This window comes from Dickeya fangzhongdai, from assembly GCF_002812485.1.
Lineage (GTDB): Bacteria > Pseudomonadota > Gammaproteobacteria > Enterobacterales > Enterobacteriaceae > Dickeya > Dickeya fangzhongdai.
The window spans coordinates 1,152,446-1,166,418 of record NZ_CP025003.1 but is presented as its reverse complement, the minus strand read 5'-3'; the positions used below and the strand labels follow the sequence as shown (position 1 = coordinate 1,166,418).

Genomic DNA, 13,973 nt, shown 5'->3' with positions numbered 1-13,973 from the left:
CCTACGATGCACCCGCATCGTCAGGTGTGGTTCCCCCAAAGCGACGCTCACGTTGAGCAAAGGCATGAATGGCACCTTCAAAGGTTTGTTCGTCAAAATCCGGCCAGAGAACATCGGTAAAATAGAGTTCTGCATACGCAATCTGCCACAGCAGGAAATTGCTGATGCGATGTTCTCCACTGGTTCTTATTAGCAGATCAACCGGAGCCAGATCGTTCAAGCACATGTAGCGACTCAGAGTCGACTCGTCAATGGTATCAGGACGCAGCAACCCTTCCTGAACCTGTTCGGCGATTTTTCTGACCCCGTGGATAATATCCCAACGCCCGCCATAATTCGCGGCAATATTCAGAGTGAGACCAGTATTATTTTCCGTCACGGCCTCTGAGCGGCGAATAAGTCCCTGCAATCGACTACTGAAGCGACTGATATCACCGATGACTCTCAGACGGACATTGTGCTTGTGCAAATTCTTGACTTCGCTATCCAGCACGCGCACAAACAGTTCCATCAGCGCAGAAACCTCCTGCGCCGGACGATTCCAGTTTTCGCTGCTGAACGCATACAGCGTCAGTGCTTCAAGGTTCTGGCCGACCGCATAACTGATCGCACGGCGTACTGACTTCACTCCCGCCTGATGACCGAAGATCCGCAGCTTTCCCCTCTGTTTAGCCCAGCGGCCATTGCCATCCATGATTATCGCTACATGGCGCGGACCGTTAGGTAACAACTTCTGACTACCTTGTTGATTTTCGGAGGGCATAGCGTGTATTGATTTCCTCGAGCAAGAAAATGATTATTCCAGTCGCGCCAAACCTGACAGCATAAAAAAAGCTGTGAACACACAGCTTTCCATCACCGTGGCTTTTATTAATAACCACCTGCATCAAGCGGCGCAGACTATACCATTTCAGGCGCATGTGAACAAACACACCAGCGTAAGGTTACTGATAACGCCGCAATACATTTTCTGCGGCTTGTCTTGCCCAGGTATCGATAGACAATACATCATCAACGCTTTGCGGTTCAGGTAATGTCAACTGTTCCATCACGCTCTGATTGACTGCGGCGATATCGGTAAAACGAATACCGGATTGTAAAAATGCCGCAACCGCAATTTCATTTGCCGCATTGAGTGCCGTCGTAGCGGCTTGCCCCTGATTGCATGCGTCGATCGCCAGACGCAGACAAGGGTACCGCTGGAAATCCGGCGCAGAGAAGGTCAAAGCCCCTAACTGGCAGAAATCAAGCGCCGGCGCGCCGGAAAAAACGCGATCGGGGTAGGCCATCGCATAGGCTATGGGGGTTCGCATATCGGGCGTTCCCAACTGCGCCATCACACTGCCATCCCGGTAACGCACCATGGAATGGATGACTGATTGGGGATGGATAACCACTTCCATCTGTGCTTCCGAGGCGTTAAACAGCCAGCGCGCCTCGATATATTCCAGTCCCTTATTCATCATGGTGGCGGAATCCACCGAAATTTTTCGCCCCATAGACCAGTTTGGATGGGCGCACGCCTGATCAGGGGTGACGCAATCCAATGCGGCAAACGGAATCTCGCGGAATGGCCCACCTGAACCGGTCAGCACAACCCGCTCAACCCCGTATTGCTTCAGGGAAGCATATCCCAGTTGCCGTTGGATTGGCTCAGGTAAACTCTGAAAAATGGCGCTGTGTTCACTATCAACCGGCAACAGTTGCGCCCCGTTCTTCGAAACCTCGTCCATAAACAGACGGCCGCAGGTCACCAGAGATTCTTTATTGGCCAGCAGCACCTGCTTGCCGGCGCGAATCGCCGACAATGCCGGCAACAAACCGGCTGCGCCAACAATCGCCGCCATCACCTGATCGACCTCGTCCAGCGCCGCCAGCTCACAGGCAGCCTTCTCGCCTGACAGCACGGTTGTCCGACTACCGGCTTCGTTTAAGCGGATGCGGAGTTCACGCGCAGCGTCTTCGTCTGCCATTGAGGCGTATGCCGGGCAAAACTCCAGGCACTGTTCCGCCATCAGGGAAACATTGCGTCCGGCAACCAGTGCCGTTATCGAAAATTTGTCTGGATTGGCCCTGACCACGGCCAGGGAACTGACGCCAATAGAACCGGTGGAACCGAGGATTGTCAGTTGCTTCATGAATATGACCTGATAAAACTGGGTTTGATAACAGGCGTGGTGCCAGTCTGTAACGTCAGCGCCGGCCTGTCGATAAGGCTGGCGTGAAAATGCGCGGCGTTACGCAAAACATCCCGCATCCAAAAGCTGAAAAACAAAACGCCGCAGGAGGCGCGGGCCTGACCCTGCACCTGCCGCGGCGCTGTGCCTGACTGACGGATTAGAAATCCATCAGTTCTTTTTCTTTCTCGGCCAGAACGGCATCGATCTTCTTGATAAAGCTGTCAGTGAGCTTCTGAACGTCGTCCTGAGAACGGCGTTCATCATCTTCGCTGATGGTCTTATCTTTCAGTTGCGCCTTCAGCTTGTCGTTGGCATCACGGCGAACGTTACGTACCGCCACTCGGCTCTGCTCGGCTTCGCCGCGCACCACCTTGATCAGGTCTTTACGACGTTCTTCCGTCAGCGGCGGCAGCGGAACGCGGATAACCGTACCGGCGGACATCGGGTTAAGACCCAGATCGGATGCCATGATGGCTTTTTCCACCGCCGGGCCCAACGTCCGGTCAAATACGGTGACGGCCAGCGTACGCGTGTCTTCCACCACGATGTTGGCTAACTGGCGTAACGGGGTTGCGCTACCGTAATATTCCACATGAATGCCGTCCAGAAGACTGGGGGACGCGCGGCCAGTACGCACTTTGCTGATCTGGTTCTTGAAAGCTTCTACGCATTTGTCCATGCGCGTTTCAGCGTCTTTTCTGATTTCATTAATCACGTTGTGAACCCTTGAAAACTGGTTGCCAGTCAGGTCACGCGCGGCTTGCATGACCCAGCGAATCATTGATTACCAGCGGCAGGCTGGCGATGTATGGCGCAATCTTGTATACCCGTCATATTTCAAGTTGCAGGTGTGTTGGCTGCGTTCGTTCACCCGAATCACTTACCTGAGTAAGCTCATCGGGATTCTCTCTCTTGCTGCCTTCCTGCAACTCGAATTATTTGGGCATATCACCAAAACAAGATATTACCTTAAATTAGACGTCAGCCGTTATTACTGATCAACGTCCCTTCTTTTTCGCCCATGACGACGCGACGCAGCGCCCCCGGCTTATTCATATTGAACACCCGGATCGGCAGGTTGTGGTCACGCGCCAGCGTAAAGGCCGCCAGATCCATCACTTTAAGTTCGCGCTCCAGCACTTCCTGATAGCTCAACGATTCGTAGAGCGTCGCATTGGGATCTTTAACCGGGTCAGCCGAAAATACGCCATCCACTTTGGTGGCTTTCAGTACGACATCAGCTTCGATTTCAATCCCGCGCAGGCAAGCAGCGGAGTCGGTGGTGAAGAAGGGGTTGCCGGTACCGGCGGAGAAAATCACCACGCGGTTGTTGCGCAGCAGGCTGATGGCTTCAGCCCAGCTGTAGTTATCGCACACGCCATTGAGCGGAATGGCCGACATCAGGCGGGCGTTGACATAAGCACGATGCAGCGAATCACGCATCGCCAGACCGTTCATGACGGTAGCCAACATCCCCATATGATCACCCACCACACGGTTCATGCCTGCTTTGGCCAGACCAGCGCCGCGGAACAGGTTGCCGCCGCCGATCACTACACCGACCTGAATGCCCAACTCAACCAGTTCCTTCACTTCCTGGGCCATGCGATCGAGGATGCTCGCATCGATACCGAAACCTTCAGCTCCCTGCAGCGCTTCGCCACTCAGCTTCAGCAGGATACGTTGATATACGGGTTTTGCGTTGGTTGCCATGGTGTTCTTGTCCTAACAGGCTGTCATCGTACTGGGGGTTATTACTGCCACACCCGGCACACCATCGATAGGGGCCAGATGCCATGAAATTGCTTGTATCACGAATTACAGGTATCGCGAATAGTTTGGCTGGATAAAAAGGAACCGCCAACTGGCGGCTCCTTTTTTATTAAGACTGCTTGCTCATTGCTGCGACTTCGGCAGCAAAGTCAACTTCAGCTTTCTCGATGCCTTCACCCACTTCGTAGCGGATGAAGCTGCTCACGGAGGCATTGTGCTCTTTCAGCAACTGGCCAACGGTTTTGTTCGGGTCCATTACGAAGTTCTGACCGGTCAGAGAGATCTCGCCGGTGAACTTACGCATGCGGCCTTCAACCATTTTTTCAGCGATTTCGCGCGGCTTGCCGGACTGCATGGCGATGTCCAGCTGGATCTGATGCTCGCGGGCAACGACGTCAGCCGGCACGTCTTCAGCATTAACGTATTCCGGTTTGCTGGCGGCGATGTGCATGGCAACGTGCTTGATCAGCTCTTCGTCGGCACCGGTAGCGGCAACCATAACGCCGATACGAGCGCCGTGCATGTAAGAACCCAGCGCGTCGCCAGTCTGAACGGCGATACGACGGATGTTGATGTTTTCACCGATTTTCGCTACCAGCGCGGTGCGCTGTTCTTCGAATTTCGCTTTCAGAACTTCAACATCAGTGATGCGTTCGTTCAGCGCAGCGGCGATAACTTCTTCGCCAAACGCTTTGAAGCCGGCGTCTTTTGCTACGAAGTCAGTTTCGCAGTTCAGTTCAACGATGACGCCGTATTTGCCGTCAGCGGCAATTTTGGTCAGGATCACGCCTTCAGCAGCAACGCGACCTGCTTTTTTCGCAGCTTTAGCCTGGCCGGATTTACGCATGTTGTCGATTGCCAGCTCGATGTCGCCATTGGCTTCAACCAGAGCTTTTTTACATTCCATCATGCCTGCGCCGGTACGTTCGCGCAGTTCTTTTACCAGGGCAGCGGTAATTTCAGCCATTATCTTTTCCTCGGTTATCTCGTGGGGGAGATAAGTAAGAGATAAGTAAAAAGGGGGCCTGACAAGGCCCCCTAACCAACATATGTCAATACCTGGTTAATAAGGGCTCAACAGAGCTGGCCTTATTATTCAGCTTCGACGAAGCTCTCTTCTGCCTGTTCAGCCAGATCCTGAGAACGGCCTTCACGGACAGAGGCGGCAACAGCGCTCAGGTACAGGGTTACTGCACGGATGGCGTCGTCGTTACCAGGGATGATGTAGTCAACGCCATCCGGATCGGAGTTGGTATCAACAATTGCAAATACCGGGATACCCAGGTTGTTTGCTTCTTTGATAGCAATGTGTTCGTGATCGGCGTCGATAACGAACAGCGCGTCAGGCAGACCGCCCATGTCTTTGATACCGCCCAGGCTGTTTTCCAGCTTGTCCAGTTCACGGGTGCGCAGCAGCGCTTCTTTCTTGGTCAGCTTGTCGAACGTGCCGTCCTGAGCCTGAGTTTCCAGATCTTTCAAACGTTTGATGGACTGACGAACGGTTTTCCAGTTAGTCAGCATACCGCCCAGCCAGCGATGGTTCACGAAGAACTGGTCGCAACCGGTAGCAGCTTCTTTTACCGCTTCGCTTGCTGCGCGTTTAGTACCGACAAACAGGATCTTGCCCTTGCGGGAAGAAATTTTGCTCAGCTCAGCCAGGGCTTCGTTGAACATCGGTACAGTTTTCTCAAGGTTGATGATGTGAACTTTGTTGCGTGCACCGAAGATGAACGGTTTCATTTTCGGGTTCCAGTAACGAGTCTGGTGACCAAAGTGTACGCCCGCCTTGAGCATGTCGCGCATGGAAACAGTTGCCATGATTACCTCTGTAGATTAAGTATGGGGTTATGCCTCCACGTGTCCCATTGCGCCGACCTGAATGGAAAACCATTCTGGCACCCCGGCGAATGTGTCGACACGTGTGTGTTATACACATAGTGAGTTCAGTTTGAACCAGTCGGTATTCAGTTGCCTGAACGCCAGCCGGATCACCGGCGCGCTTTATACCATAAACCGCCCCCGGACACCAACTTTTGTTGCATTCTACCGTGACGCCCCAAGCCCCGGATGACAGCTTCGTGACGGAATGATGATTTGGCAGTGTCAGGCTGGGCTGATACCATAAATCACTATTTACCGACCCTCTTTCGCCGGAAAAGGCGATACCTGTGGACTGAATTCAATGGCAATCTCAATCAAAACCTCTGAAGATATCGAAAAAATGCGTGTGGCCGGCCGCCTGGCGGCGGAAGTGCTGGAAATCATCGAGCCGCACGTGGTTCCAGGCGTAAGCACCGGCGAGCTGGACCGAATCTGTCATGATCACATCACCAACAAGCAAAACGCGATTTCCGCCAGCCTCGGCTACCACGGCTTCCCGAAATCCGTCTGCATCTCCGTTAACGAAGTGGTGTGCCACGGCATTCCGAGCGACGAGAAAATCCTCAAAGACGGCGATATCGTCAACATCGACGTCACGGTGATCAAAGACGATTTTCACGGCGACACCTCCAAAATGTTCATTGTCGGCAAACCGACCATTCTGGGGGAGCGCCTGTGCAAGGTGACGCAGGAAAGTCTGTATCTGGCGCTGCGGATGATTAAACCGGGCGTCCGGTTGCGCACGCTGGGCCGCGAAATCCAGAAATTCGTGGAAGCGCAGGATTTCTCCGTGGTGCGCGAGTACTGCGGTCATGGCATCGGCCGTGGTTTCCACGAAGAGCCGCAGGTGCTGCACTATGACGCCGACGACGGCGGCGTGGTGCTGCAGCCGGGCATGGCGTTTACCGTGGAACCGATGGTCAACGCCGGCGATTACCGTATCCGCACCATGAAAGACGGCTGGACGGTAAAAACCAAGGATCGCAGCTTGTCGGCGCAATACGAGCATACTATTGTGGTGACTGAAAACGGCTGCGAAATAATGACGTTGCGTAAGGATGACACCATCCCCAACATCATCACGCATCAGGAATAATTGAGCATAAGCCGGCTGATGCCGGCTTTTTTTATGTTTATGGTGGCGCAACATGATCGACAGAGACCTTCCGCACGATATCCCCGGTTCCACCACCACGGTTCATCCGGCACCGGCTTCTCCCCTTACCTTCACGGACGACATGCTGAAATGTCAGACGCTGAAAACCCATCTGGAACAGTTCCAGAGCTGGCTGGCGGAGGAGTTCAAAGCCGGTGTCAGCGCGGAAGCGTTGATCGATGCCCGCACGCTGTTTATCGATCACCTGATGCAACGACTATGGCGCTTTTACGGTTTTGAGAGCGCGCCGCAAACCGCGCTGGTAGCGGTAGGCGGCTACGGGCGCGGAGAATTGCACCCGCTGTCGGACATTGACCTGCTGGTCCTGAGCCAGCACAAGCTGACGGACGCTCAGTCACAGACTATCGGCACCTTTATCACGTTGCTGTGGGACTTGCGGCTGGAAGTCGGCCACAGCGTGCGCACGCTGGACGAATGTCTGGAAGAAGGCCGGGCGGATATTTCCGTCGCCACCAACCTGATCGAATCCCGCATGATTTGCGGGGACGTCGCGTTGTTCCTGATGCTGCAAAAACACATTTTCAGCGACGCGTTCTGGCCATCGGAAACCTTCTTTCCCGCCAAGATCGCCGAGCAGCGGGAACGCCACCAGCGCTACCACAGCACCAGCTACAATCTGGAGCCGGATATCAAGAGCAGCCCCGGCGGACTGCGGGATATCCACACTCTGCTGTGGGTCGCCCGTCGTCATTTTGGCGCCACGTCGCTCAACGAAATGGTCGGATTCGGTTTTCTGACCGAAGCTGAACGCAACGAACTGAATGAGTGCCAGAGTTTTCTGTGGCGCATTCGCTTCGCGCTGCATTTGATCCTGCCCCGTTACGATAACCGCCTGTTGTTCGACCGCCAGCTCAACGTGGCGCAACTGCTGCAATATCAGGGCGAAGGCAACGCGCCGGTAGAACACATGATGAAAGACTTCTACCGTATGACGCGTCGGGTGGGCGAACTGAATCAGATGCTGCTGCAACTGTTTGACGAAGCCATCCTGGCGCTGGATGCCAGCGAGAAACCCCGTCCGCTGGACGAGGAATTCCAGTTGCGCGGCCAGCTTATCGACCTGCGTGACGAAACCCTGTTCGAGCGCAAGCCCGAAGCCATTATCCGCATGTTCTACCTGATGGTGCGCAATCAGGAAATCAGCGGCATCTATTCAACAACCCTGCGGCATCTGCGCCATGCGCGCCGGCATCTGAGCCAGCCGCTGTGCACTATTCCTGAAGCGCGCAGCCTGTTCATGAACATTCTGCGCCACCCGCGCGCCGTCAGCCGGGCGTTGCTGCCGATGCACACCCACAGCGTGCTGTGGGCCTATATGCCGCTGTGGGGCAACATCGTCGGGCAGATGCAATTTGACCTGTTCCACGCCTATACCGTGGATGAGCACACCATTCGGGTGCTGCTGAAACTGGAAAGTTTTACCGAAGAGGCCACTCGCGCGGCGCATCCGCTGTGCGTGGAGCTATATCCGCGACTGCCGCAGCCGGAACTGTTGCTGCTGGCCGCCTTGTTCCACGACATCGCCAAAGGACGCGGCGGCGACCACTCGGAACTGGGCGCCAAGGACGCGCTGGAGTTCGCCGCGCTGCACGGGTTGAATTCACGAGAAACCCAGTTGGTCGCCTGGCTGGTGCGCTGTCATCTGTTGATGTCGGTCACCGCGCAACGCCGCGACATTCAGGATCCGGCGGTAATCCAGCAATTCGCCGAACAGGTGCAGAGCGAAACCCGGTTGCGCTACCTGCTGAATCTGACCGTAGCGGATATCTGCGCCACCAATGAGACGCTGTGGAACAGCTGGAAACAGAGCCTGCTGCGCGAATTGTATTTCGCCACCGAGAAGCAGCTGCGCCGCGGCATGCAGAACTCGCCGGACCTGCGCGAACGGGTGCGCCATCACCGTTTGCAGGCGCTGGCGCTGTTGCGCATGGACAATATCGACGAGGAAGCGCTGCACCACATCTGGAGCCGCTGCCGCGCCGACTACTTCCTGCGCCATTCCCCGAATCAATTGGCCTGGCACGCCCGCCATCTGCTGGAGCATGACGTCAGTAAACCGATGGTGCTGATCAGCCACCAGGCCAGTCGCGGCGGCACCGAAATTTTTATCTGGAGTCCGGACCGCCCTTACCTGTTCGCCGCGGTCGCCGGTGAACTGGACAGGCGTAACCTGAGCGTACACGACGCCCAGATCTTCACCAGCCGCGACGGTATGGCAATGGACACCTTTATCGTACTGGAGCCGGACGGCAGCCCGCTGGCGCCGGATCGTCACGAGATGATCCGCCACGCCATCGAGCAGGCGCTGACCCAACGGGATTACCAGCATCCGAGAGCACGTCGGCCCTCCTCCCGCCTGCGCCACTTTAGCGTGCCGACGGAAGTCGGTTTTCTGCCGACGCATAACGACCGGCGCAGTTATATGGAGCTAATCGCGCTCGACCAACCCGGCCTGTTGGCGCGGGTGGGCGAAGTGTTCGCCGACCTTAATCTGTCGCTGCACGGCGCCCGTATTTCCACCATCGGCGAACGAGTAGAAGACCTGTTTATTCTGGCAGATAGCGAAAGACGGGCATTAAGCCCCGAATTACGGCTTAAGTTGCAACAACGGTTGACAGAAGCCCTCGACCCAAACGATAAAGTAGCTTCTTAAATGTTAAGCCGCGTCCCGCATGGCGGCGCGCGGCCTGGTTTGATTAATCACGAAAGAGAAACAGGATGCAGCAATTACAGAACATCATCGAAACCGCATTTGAGCGTCGCGCAGACATCACCCCGGCCAACGTGGACACGGTGACGCGCGAAGCGGTGAATCAGGTTATCAGCCAGTTGGACAGCGGCGTGCTGCGTGTGGCTGAGAAAATCAACGGCCAGTGGGTGACGCATCAGTGGCTGAAGAAAGCGGTGCTGCTCTCTTTCCGCATCAATGACAACCAACTGATGGAAGGAGCCGAAACCCGCTACTACGACAAAGTGCCGATGAAATTCGCCGGTTACGACGAAGCGCGTTTCCAGCGTGAGGGTTTCCGCGTCGTGCCGCCAGCCAGCGTACGTCAGGGCGCGTTTATCGCCCGTAACACCGTACTGATGCCGTCTTACGTCAACATCGGCGCCTATGTCGATGAAGGCTCGATGGTTGACACCTGGGCGACCGTCGGCTCCTGCGCTCAGATCGGCAAAAACGTGCACCTGTCCGGCGGCGTCGGCATCGGCGGCGTTCTGGAACCGTTGCAGGCTAACCCGACCATCATCGAAGACAACTGCTTCATCGGCGCCCGCTCCGAAGTCGTGGAAGGCGTGATCGTGGAAGAAGGCTCGGTGATCTCAATGGGCGTGTTCATCGGCCAGAGCACCAAAATCTACGACCGTGAAACCGGCGAAGTGCATTACGGCCGCGTACCGGCGGGCTCGGTAGTCGTATCCGGCAACCTGCCATCTAAAGACGGCAGCTACAGCCTCTACTGCGCAGTGATCGTGAAAAAAGTGGATGCGAAAACCCGCGGTAAAGTGGGAATTAATGAGTTATTACGCACTATCGACTAATACCACTATCGACTAAACTGAATGGCGGGTTATGACCCGCCATTTTTTACGGCATCAAGCCGTCACGACCAACAATACTGGCCCAGTTTTTCAAGCCGACGTAAAACAAGAAAGGTGGTGTTATGTACGACAATCTGAAAAGTCTTGGGATTTCCAACCCGGAAGATATCGACCGCTATAGCCTCCGCCAGGAAGCCAGCAACGATATTCTGAAAATTTACTTTCGCAAGGATAAAGGGGAATTTTTCGCTAAAAGCGTCAAGTTCAAATATCCGCGCCAGCGCAAAACCATCGTCGCAGATAACGCCGGGCAGGGTTACAAAGAAATCAACGAGATCAGCCCCAATCTGCGCTATGTCGTGGACGAGCTCGATCAGATTTGCCAGCGCGATCAGGTTGAGGTGGATTTGAAGCGCAAGATTCTGTCCGACCTGCGTCATCTGGAAAGCGTAGTCACCAACAAGATCAGTGAAATCGAAGCCGATCTGGAAAAACTGACCCAGCGCTGAGTGGGTGTCGTCGACAAGGCTGTAACGCAGCCGATTCAGCATAAGAAACGGGGCCTGAAAGGCCCCGTTTTCACAACTGGCTCCCGGCATTACTTATCCAGCAACGCGGCCCAGGACTCCACCCACGGGCAGGAAACCACTTCGGGTTCCGGATGCTCGGCCGCATCAATTTCCAGCAACTCGCCCAGGCGCTTCGCGCCCATCTCCTGCAACAACGCATCAAACTGATGGCCGCCGCCGCAGAAGTTATCGTAGCTGCTGTCGCCCAGCGCAATCAGCCCGTAGCGTAAATCCGGCTGATAACCGACTTTTTCACGCAGCGCTTCGTACAACGGCACGATAGACTCCGGCAACTGCCCCTGACCGGTGGTGGAGGTCACCACCAGCACCGTCAGCTGGCTGTAAGCCAGCCAGTCATCTACCGAAGCCTCTTCGAAAATCTTTACCTCATGCCCGTGCGTCTTAAGGATGCTTTCCGCTTCCTCCGCCACCAGCAACGCGTTGCCGTACACCGTGCCAACAAAAATACCGACTTGCGCCATGACGCTGATTCTCCTGTTTATGCTGACGTCAGGCGTTATCCTGACCCGACGCCTGAGGAAACTCAACCCTTTCAACATCAGGGAGACTGCCTTGCCAGCCGAATTGCGTCATTACGCCCTGCCAGGGTTCGTCCCAGCGTGCCGATATTACCAGCGGCTCGTTGGTAACCGGGTGAGTCAGCGACAAGCGGCTGGCGTGCAACATCAGGCGGGCGCAGTCGAAGTGCGCCGCCATACCGCGGTTCTGGCGCAGGTCGCCGTGGGTAGTATCCCCAATAATAGGATGACGCAAATGCGCCATATGTCGCCGCAACTGGTGCTTGCGTCCGGTCCTGGGGCTCAATTCCAGCAGGCTGTAGCGAGAGGTGTCATAACGCCCGATCGCCACCGGCATCTCGGCACACGCCAGTACCCGATAGTGGCTGACGGCAGGCTGCGGCGCTTTGTCGGGGTCGGCGTATTTATCGGCGATGCGATCCAGCTCTTCCGTCAGCGCATAATCAATCACGCCGTCTTCCATCACATAGCCGCGAACCACCGCATGATAGGTTTTCTCCATCTGATGCTGCTCGAACTGCTGCGCCAGTAGCCGCGCCACCTCAGGGGACAACGCCATCAACAGCACGCCGGAAGTAGGACGGTCCAGACGGTGCACGGTAAACACGTGCTGACCAATCTGGTCGCGTACCGTTTGCATCACCACCACTTTTTCCTTGCGATCCAGCCAGCTACGGTGCACCAGCCAGCCTGCCGGTTTATTCACCGCAATCAGATGCTCATCCTGATAGACAATCTCCAGCATCCTCATTCCTCAAACAATACGTCCAACGCACGCAACTGCGTCAGCAATTCACCGACATCATCCGAACGCCCGTCGAACGCCACCTCAAAATAAGGCAGGATGGCAAGCCGGGCCGGCAACGGCGCGCCGCTGTCCAGTAATGCGTGCATACGCGGCAGAAATACCCATTGCAGCCACTGTTCGGCCGCCATCGTATCAATGCAGAACGGCTCCTGACTGGCAAACGCCGCCTCATCAGGCGCAGAAGACTGCCATAACGGGCTCGCCTTCAGGGCATGCTCGATAGCGAACAGCGATTGTCGGATGCGAATCTCTACACTCATGGGCCGGGGTCTCATCAGGCTTGGTAACAGGGCGGCAAAGCATAGCATCGTTGTCCTGTTCTGGCATCCCGGATGCATCCCCCGCAACCGGAATGCGCGTACTGAGCGGCAACAGGTAAAAACGAAAAGAGGGAACCGATTTCTCGGTTCCCTCTTAGTTCGTTTGCAGCAGTCCCGCTACCTTGTTGCTTCCCTGCTCGTCCTTGAAAACTTGTCCTTGATGGTCTTCCTAACCCACAATCCTTGCTGGCGATCCCTCTTTCATCCGTGACGGTCGATCCTTCATAATCATCCGTGATCGCATTCCTTTAGGCTCCTGCCCCACCGGCATTCCCAGGCCGGCTCTCATTCTCCTTCCTGGAGGTGTCCCTTATTTCATCCTGAAAAAAGAGTCTGGTTGTAACAGCAATTGACTCCCTGCCCTCCTGGCATGGTCGACATACCCTGTTACCGTGTTACGAAACTGAATAATAAGATGTATTAATTAAACCGAATCAGCAAGCCACCCAAACGCCCCAATAGCCGCATAAAAAACACGGTTTATTGACGAACACCATTAATTCATTAATTAATAATGCAAAAATTAAACGGAAATCTTAGTTTAATATTAAAGATAAGAGATCGCTTACACGCAATGTAAGAGATCTCTCACACGTCGAAAAGCGAAACGCGATTCAGCATTATGGAATCAATGGCAACAGCTTATACAGAAAATCAACCAGATCCGATGACAACACTCGACGCTGGCGTGTTCCGAATTCTTCCAGCACAACTTCGCCGCTCAGGTTGCACAAAGAGATTAGCGCCATTTCAGAATGCGTTGTCGCAAGAAATAACGTAGGTGACAATTTTAGTCGTTTTTGTGTCAAAAGGTGACCAATCAGGTTCTCCTGCAGACGGATAAAATCGTCTTCGCTCCAGGCCTGAAGCAGCGTGCATTCCAAATCATCAAAGCGAGCCGTCATGTCGCCGGCGAACTGGCTGGTGAAAAAGGCATGCGCATCCGGGTGCAGTTGAATCTCCAGCGCCCGTTCAACGCCATCCAGCCGCGCAGGCACGACCGGCGCCTGCGGCAACCAGTGCACCCGGCTATCCTGCGTGGCGACGATGCAGGGCGAGGCCACGCCGTACAAATCCTCGCTGGCTGGCGGATGGCCCGTTTCCCGTTGCCATAATTCGACATAACGCTGGGTGAATGCGTTCAGCGCCTGTGATACCTGCTGCTCCATCTTACCTCTCAATC

At 55.1% G+C, this 13,973-nt stretch carries 14 protein-coding genes; 4 read left to right on the top strand and 10 right to left on the bottom strand.

Features of this window, described 5'->3' with window-relative positions:
* Position 1: 1 nt before the first annotated feature.
* The 6 genes from ispU to rpsB form a co-directional block, all read right to left on the bottom strand.
* A complete protein-coding gene (gene ispU / locus CVE23_RS05405; protein WP_038918085.1) occupies positions 2–763 on the bottom strand; it encodes a (2E,6E)-farnesyl-diphosphate-specific ditrans,polycis-undecaprenyl-diphosphate synthase in 762 nt (253 codons plus the stop codon).
* Between the two features lie 181 nt (positions 764–944).
* Positions 945–2,138, bottom strand: a complete 1,194-nt coding sequence (ispC, locus tag CVE23_RS05400; protein WP_038918083.1) for a 1-deoxy-D-xylulose-5-phosphate reductoisomerase — start codon at positions 2,136–2,138, stop codon at positions 945–947.
* Between the two features lie 199 nt (positions 2,139–2,337).
* On the bottom strand, positions 2,338–2,895 hold the full coding sequence (gene frr, locus CVE23_RS05395; protein ID WP_024104878.1) for a ribosome recycling factor: 558 nt from the start codon (positions 2,893–2,895) through the stop codon (positions 2,338–2,340).
* A gap of 266 nt (positions 2,896–3,161) precedes the next feature.
* Entirely contained in the window at positions 3,162–3,893 is a 732-nt protein-coding gene (gene pyrH / locus CVE23_RS05385; protein WP_013316752.1) for a UMP kinase, read from the bottom strand.
* A gap of 169 nt (positions 3,894–4,062) precedes the next feature.
* Positions 4,063–4,920 carry a translation elongation factor Ts gene (gene tsf / locus CVE23_RS05380; RefSeq protein ID WP_100849056.1) on the bottom strand — a complete coding sequence of 286 codons (858 nt, stop codon included), beginning with the start codon at positions 4,918–4,920 and terminating at the stop codon, positions 4,063–4,065.
* Positions 4,921–5,045: 125 nt separating this feature from the next.
* On the bottom strand, positions 5,046–5,771 hold the full coding sequence (gene rpsB / locus CVE23_RS05375) for a 30S ribosomal protein S2 (RefSeq protein WP_033569777.1): 726 nt from the start codon (positions 5,769–5,771) through the stop codon (positions 5,046–5,048).
* A 364-nt stretch (positions 5,772–6,135) separates the two neighbouring features.
* Between rpsB and map the strand changes: the two genes are divergently transcribed.
* The 4 genes from map to CVE23_RS05355 all read left to right on the top strand — a co-directional run bounded on the left by map (position 6,136) and on the right by CVE23_RS05355 (position 11,063).
* On the top strand, positions 6,136–6,930 hold the full coding sequence (map, locus tag CVE23_RS05370; protein WP_038918081.1) for a type I methionyl aminopeptidase: 795 nt from the start codon (positions 6,136–6,138) through the stop codon (positions 6,928–6,930).
* 52 nt (positions 6,931–6,982) lie between these two features.
* On the top strand, positions 6,983–9,664 hold the full coding sequence (gene glnD / locus CVE23_RS05365) for a bifunctional uridylyltransferase/uridylyl-removing protein GlnD (protein ID WP_100849055.1): 2,682 nt from the start codon (positions 6,983–6,985) through the stop codon (positions 9,662–9,664).
* A 65-nt stretch (positions 9,665–9,729) separates the two neighbouring features.
* A complete protein-coding gene (dapD, locus tag CVE23_RS05360; RefSeq protein ID WP_038661525.1) occupies positions 9,730–10,554 on the top strand; it encodes a 2,3,4,5-tetrahydropyridine-2,6-dicarboxylate N-succinyltransferase in 825 nt (274 codons plus the stop codon).
* Between the two features lie 122 nt (positions 10,555–10,676).
* Positions 10,677–11,063 carry a DUF3461 family protein gene (locus CVE23_RS05355; RefSeq protein ID WP_038661528.1) on the top strand — a complete coding sequence of 129 codons (387 nt, stop codon included), beginning with the start codon at positions 10,677–10,679 and terminating at the stop codon, positions 11,061–11,063.
* An 89-nt stretch (positions 11,064–11,152) separates the two neighbouring features.
* Here CVE23_RS05355 and CVE23_RS05350 read toward each other — a convergent pair whose 3' ends face one another.
* The 4 genes from CVE23_RS05350 to syd form a co-directional block, all read right to left on the bottom strand.
* Positions 11,153–11,605 carry a flavodoxin gene (locus CVE23_RS05350; RefSeq protein ID WP_038918078.1) on the bottom strand — a complete coding sequence of 151 codons (453 nt, stop codon included), beginning with the start codon at positions 11,603–11,605 and terminating at the stop codon, positions 11,153–11,155.
* A gap of 28 nt (positions 11,606–11,633) precedes the next feature.
* A complete protein-coding gene (gene truC / locus CVE23_RS05345; protein WP_100849054.1) occupies positions 11,634–12,407 on the bottom strand; it encodes a tRNA pseudouridine(65) synthase TruC in 774 nt (257 codons plus the stop codon).
* A gap of 2 nt (positions 12,408–12,409) precedes the next feature.
* The gene (locus CVE23_RS05340; protein ID WP_038918076.1) at positions 12,410–12,730 is read right to left on the bottom strand and encodes a YqcC family protein; all 321 of its coding nucleotides are present in this window, start codon (positions 12,728–12,730) and stop codon (positions 12,410–12,412) included.
* Positions 12,731–13,410: 680 nt separating this feature from the next.
* Positions 13,411–13,959 carry a SecY-interacting protein gene (gene syd / locus CVE23_RS05335; RefSeq protein ID WP_038918074.1) on the bottom strand — a complete coding sequence of 183 codons (549 nt, stop codon included), beginning with the start codon at positions 13,957–13,959 and terminating at the stop codon, positions 13,411–13,413.
* Positions 13,960–13,973 lie beyond the last annotated feature (14 nt).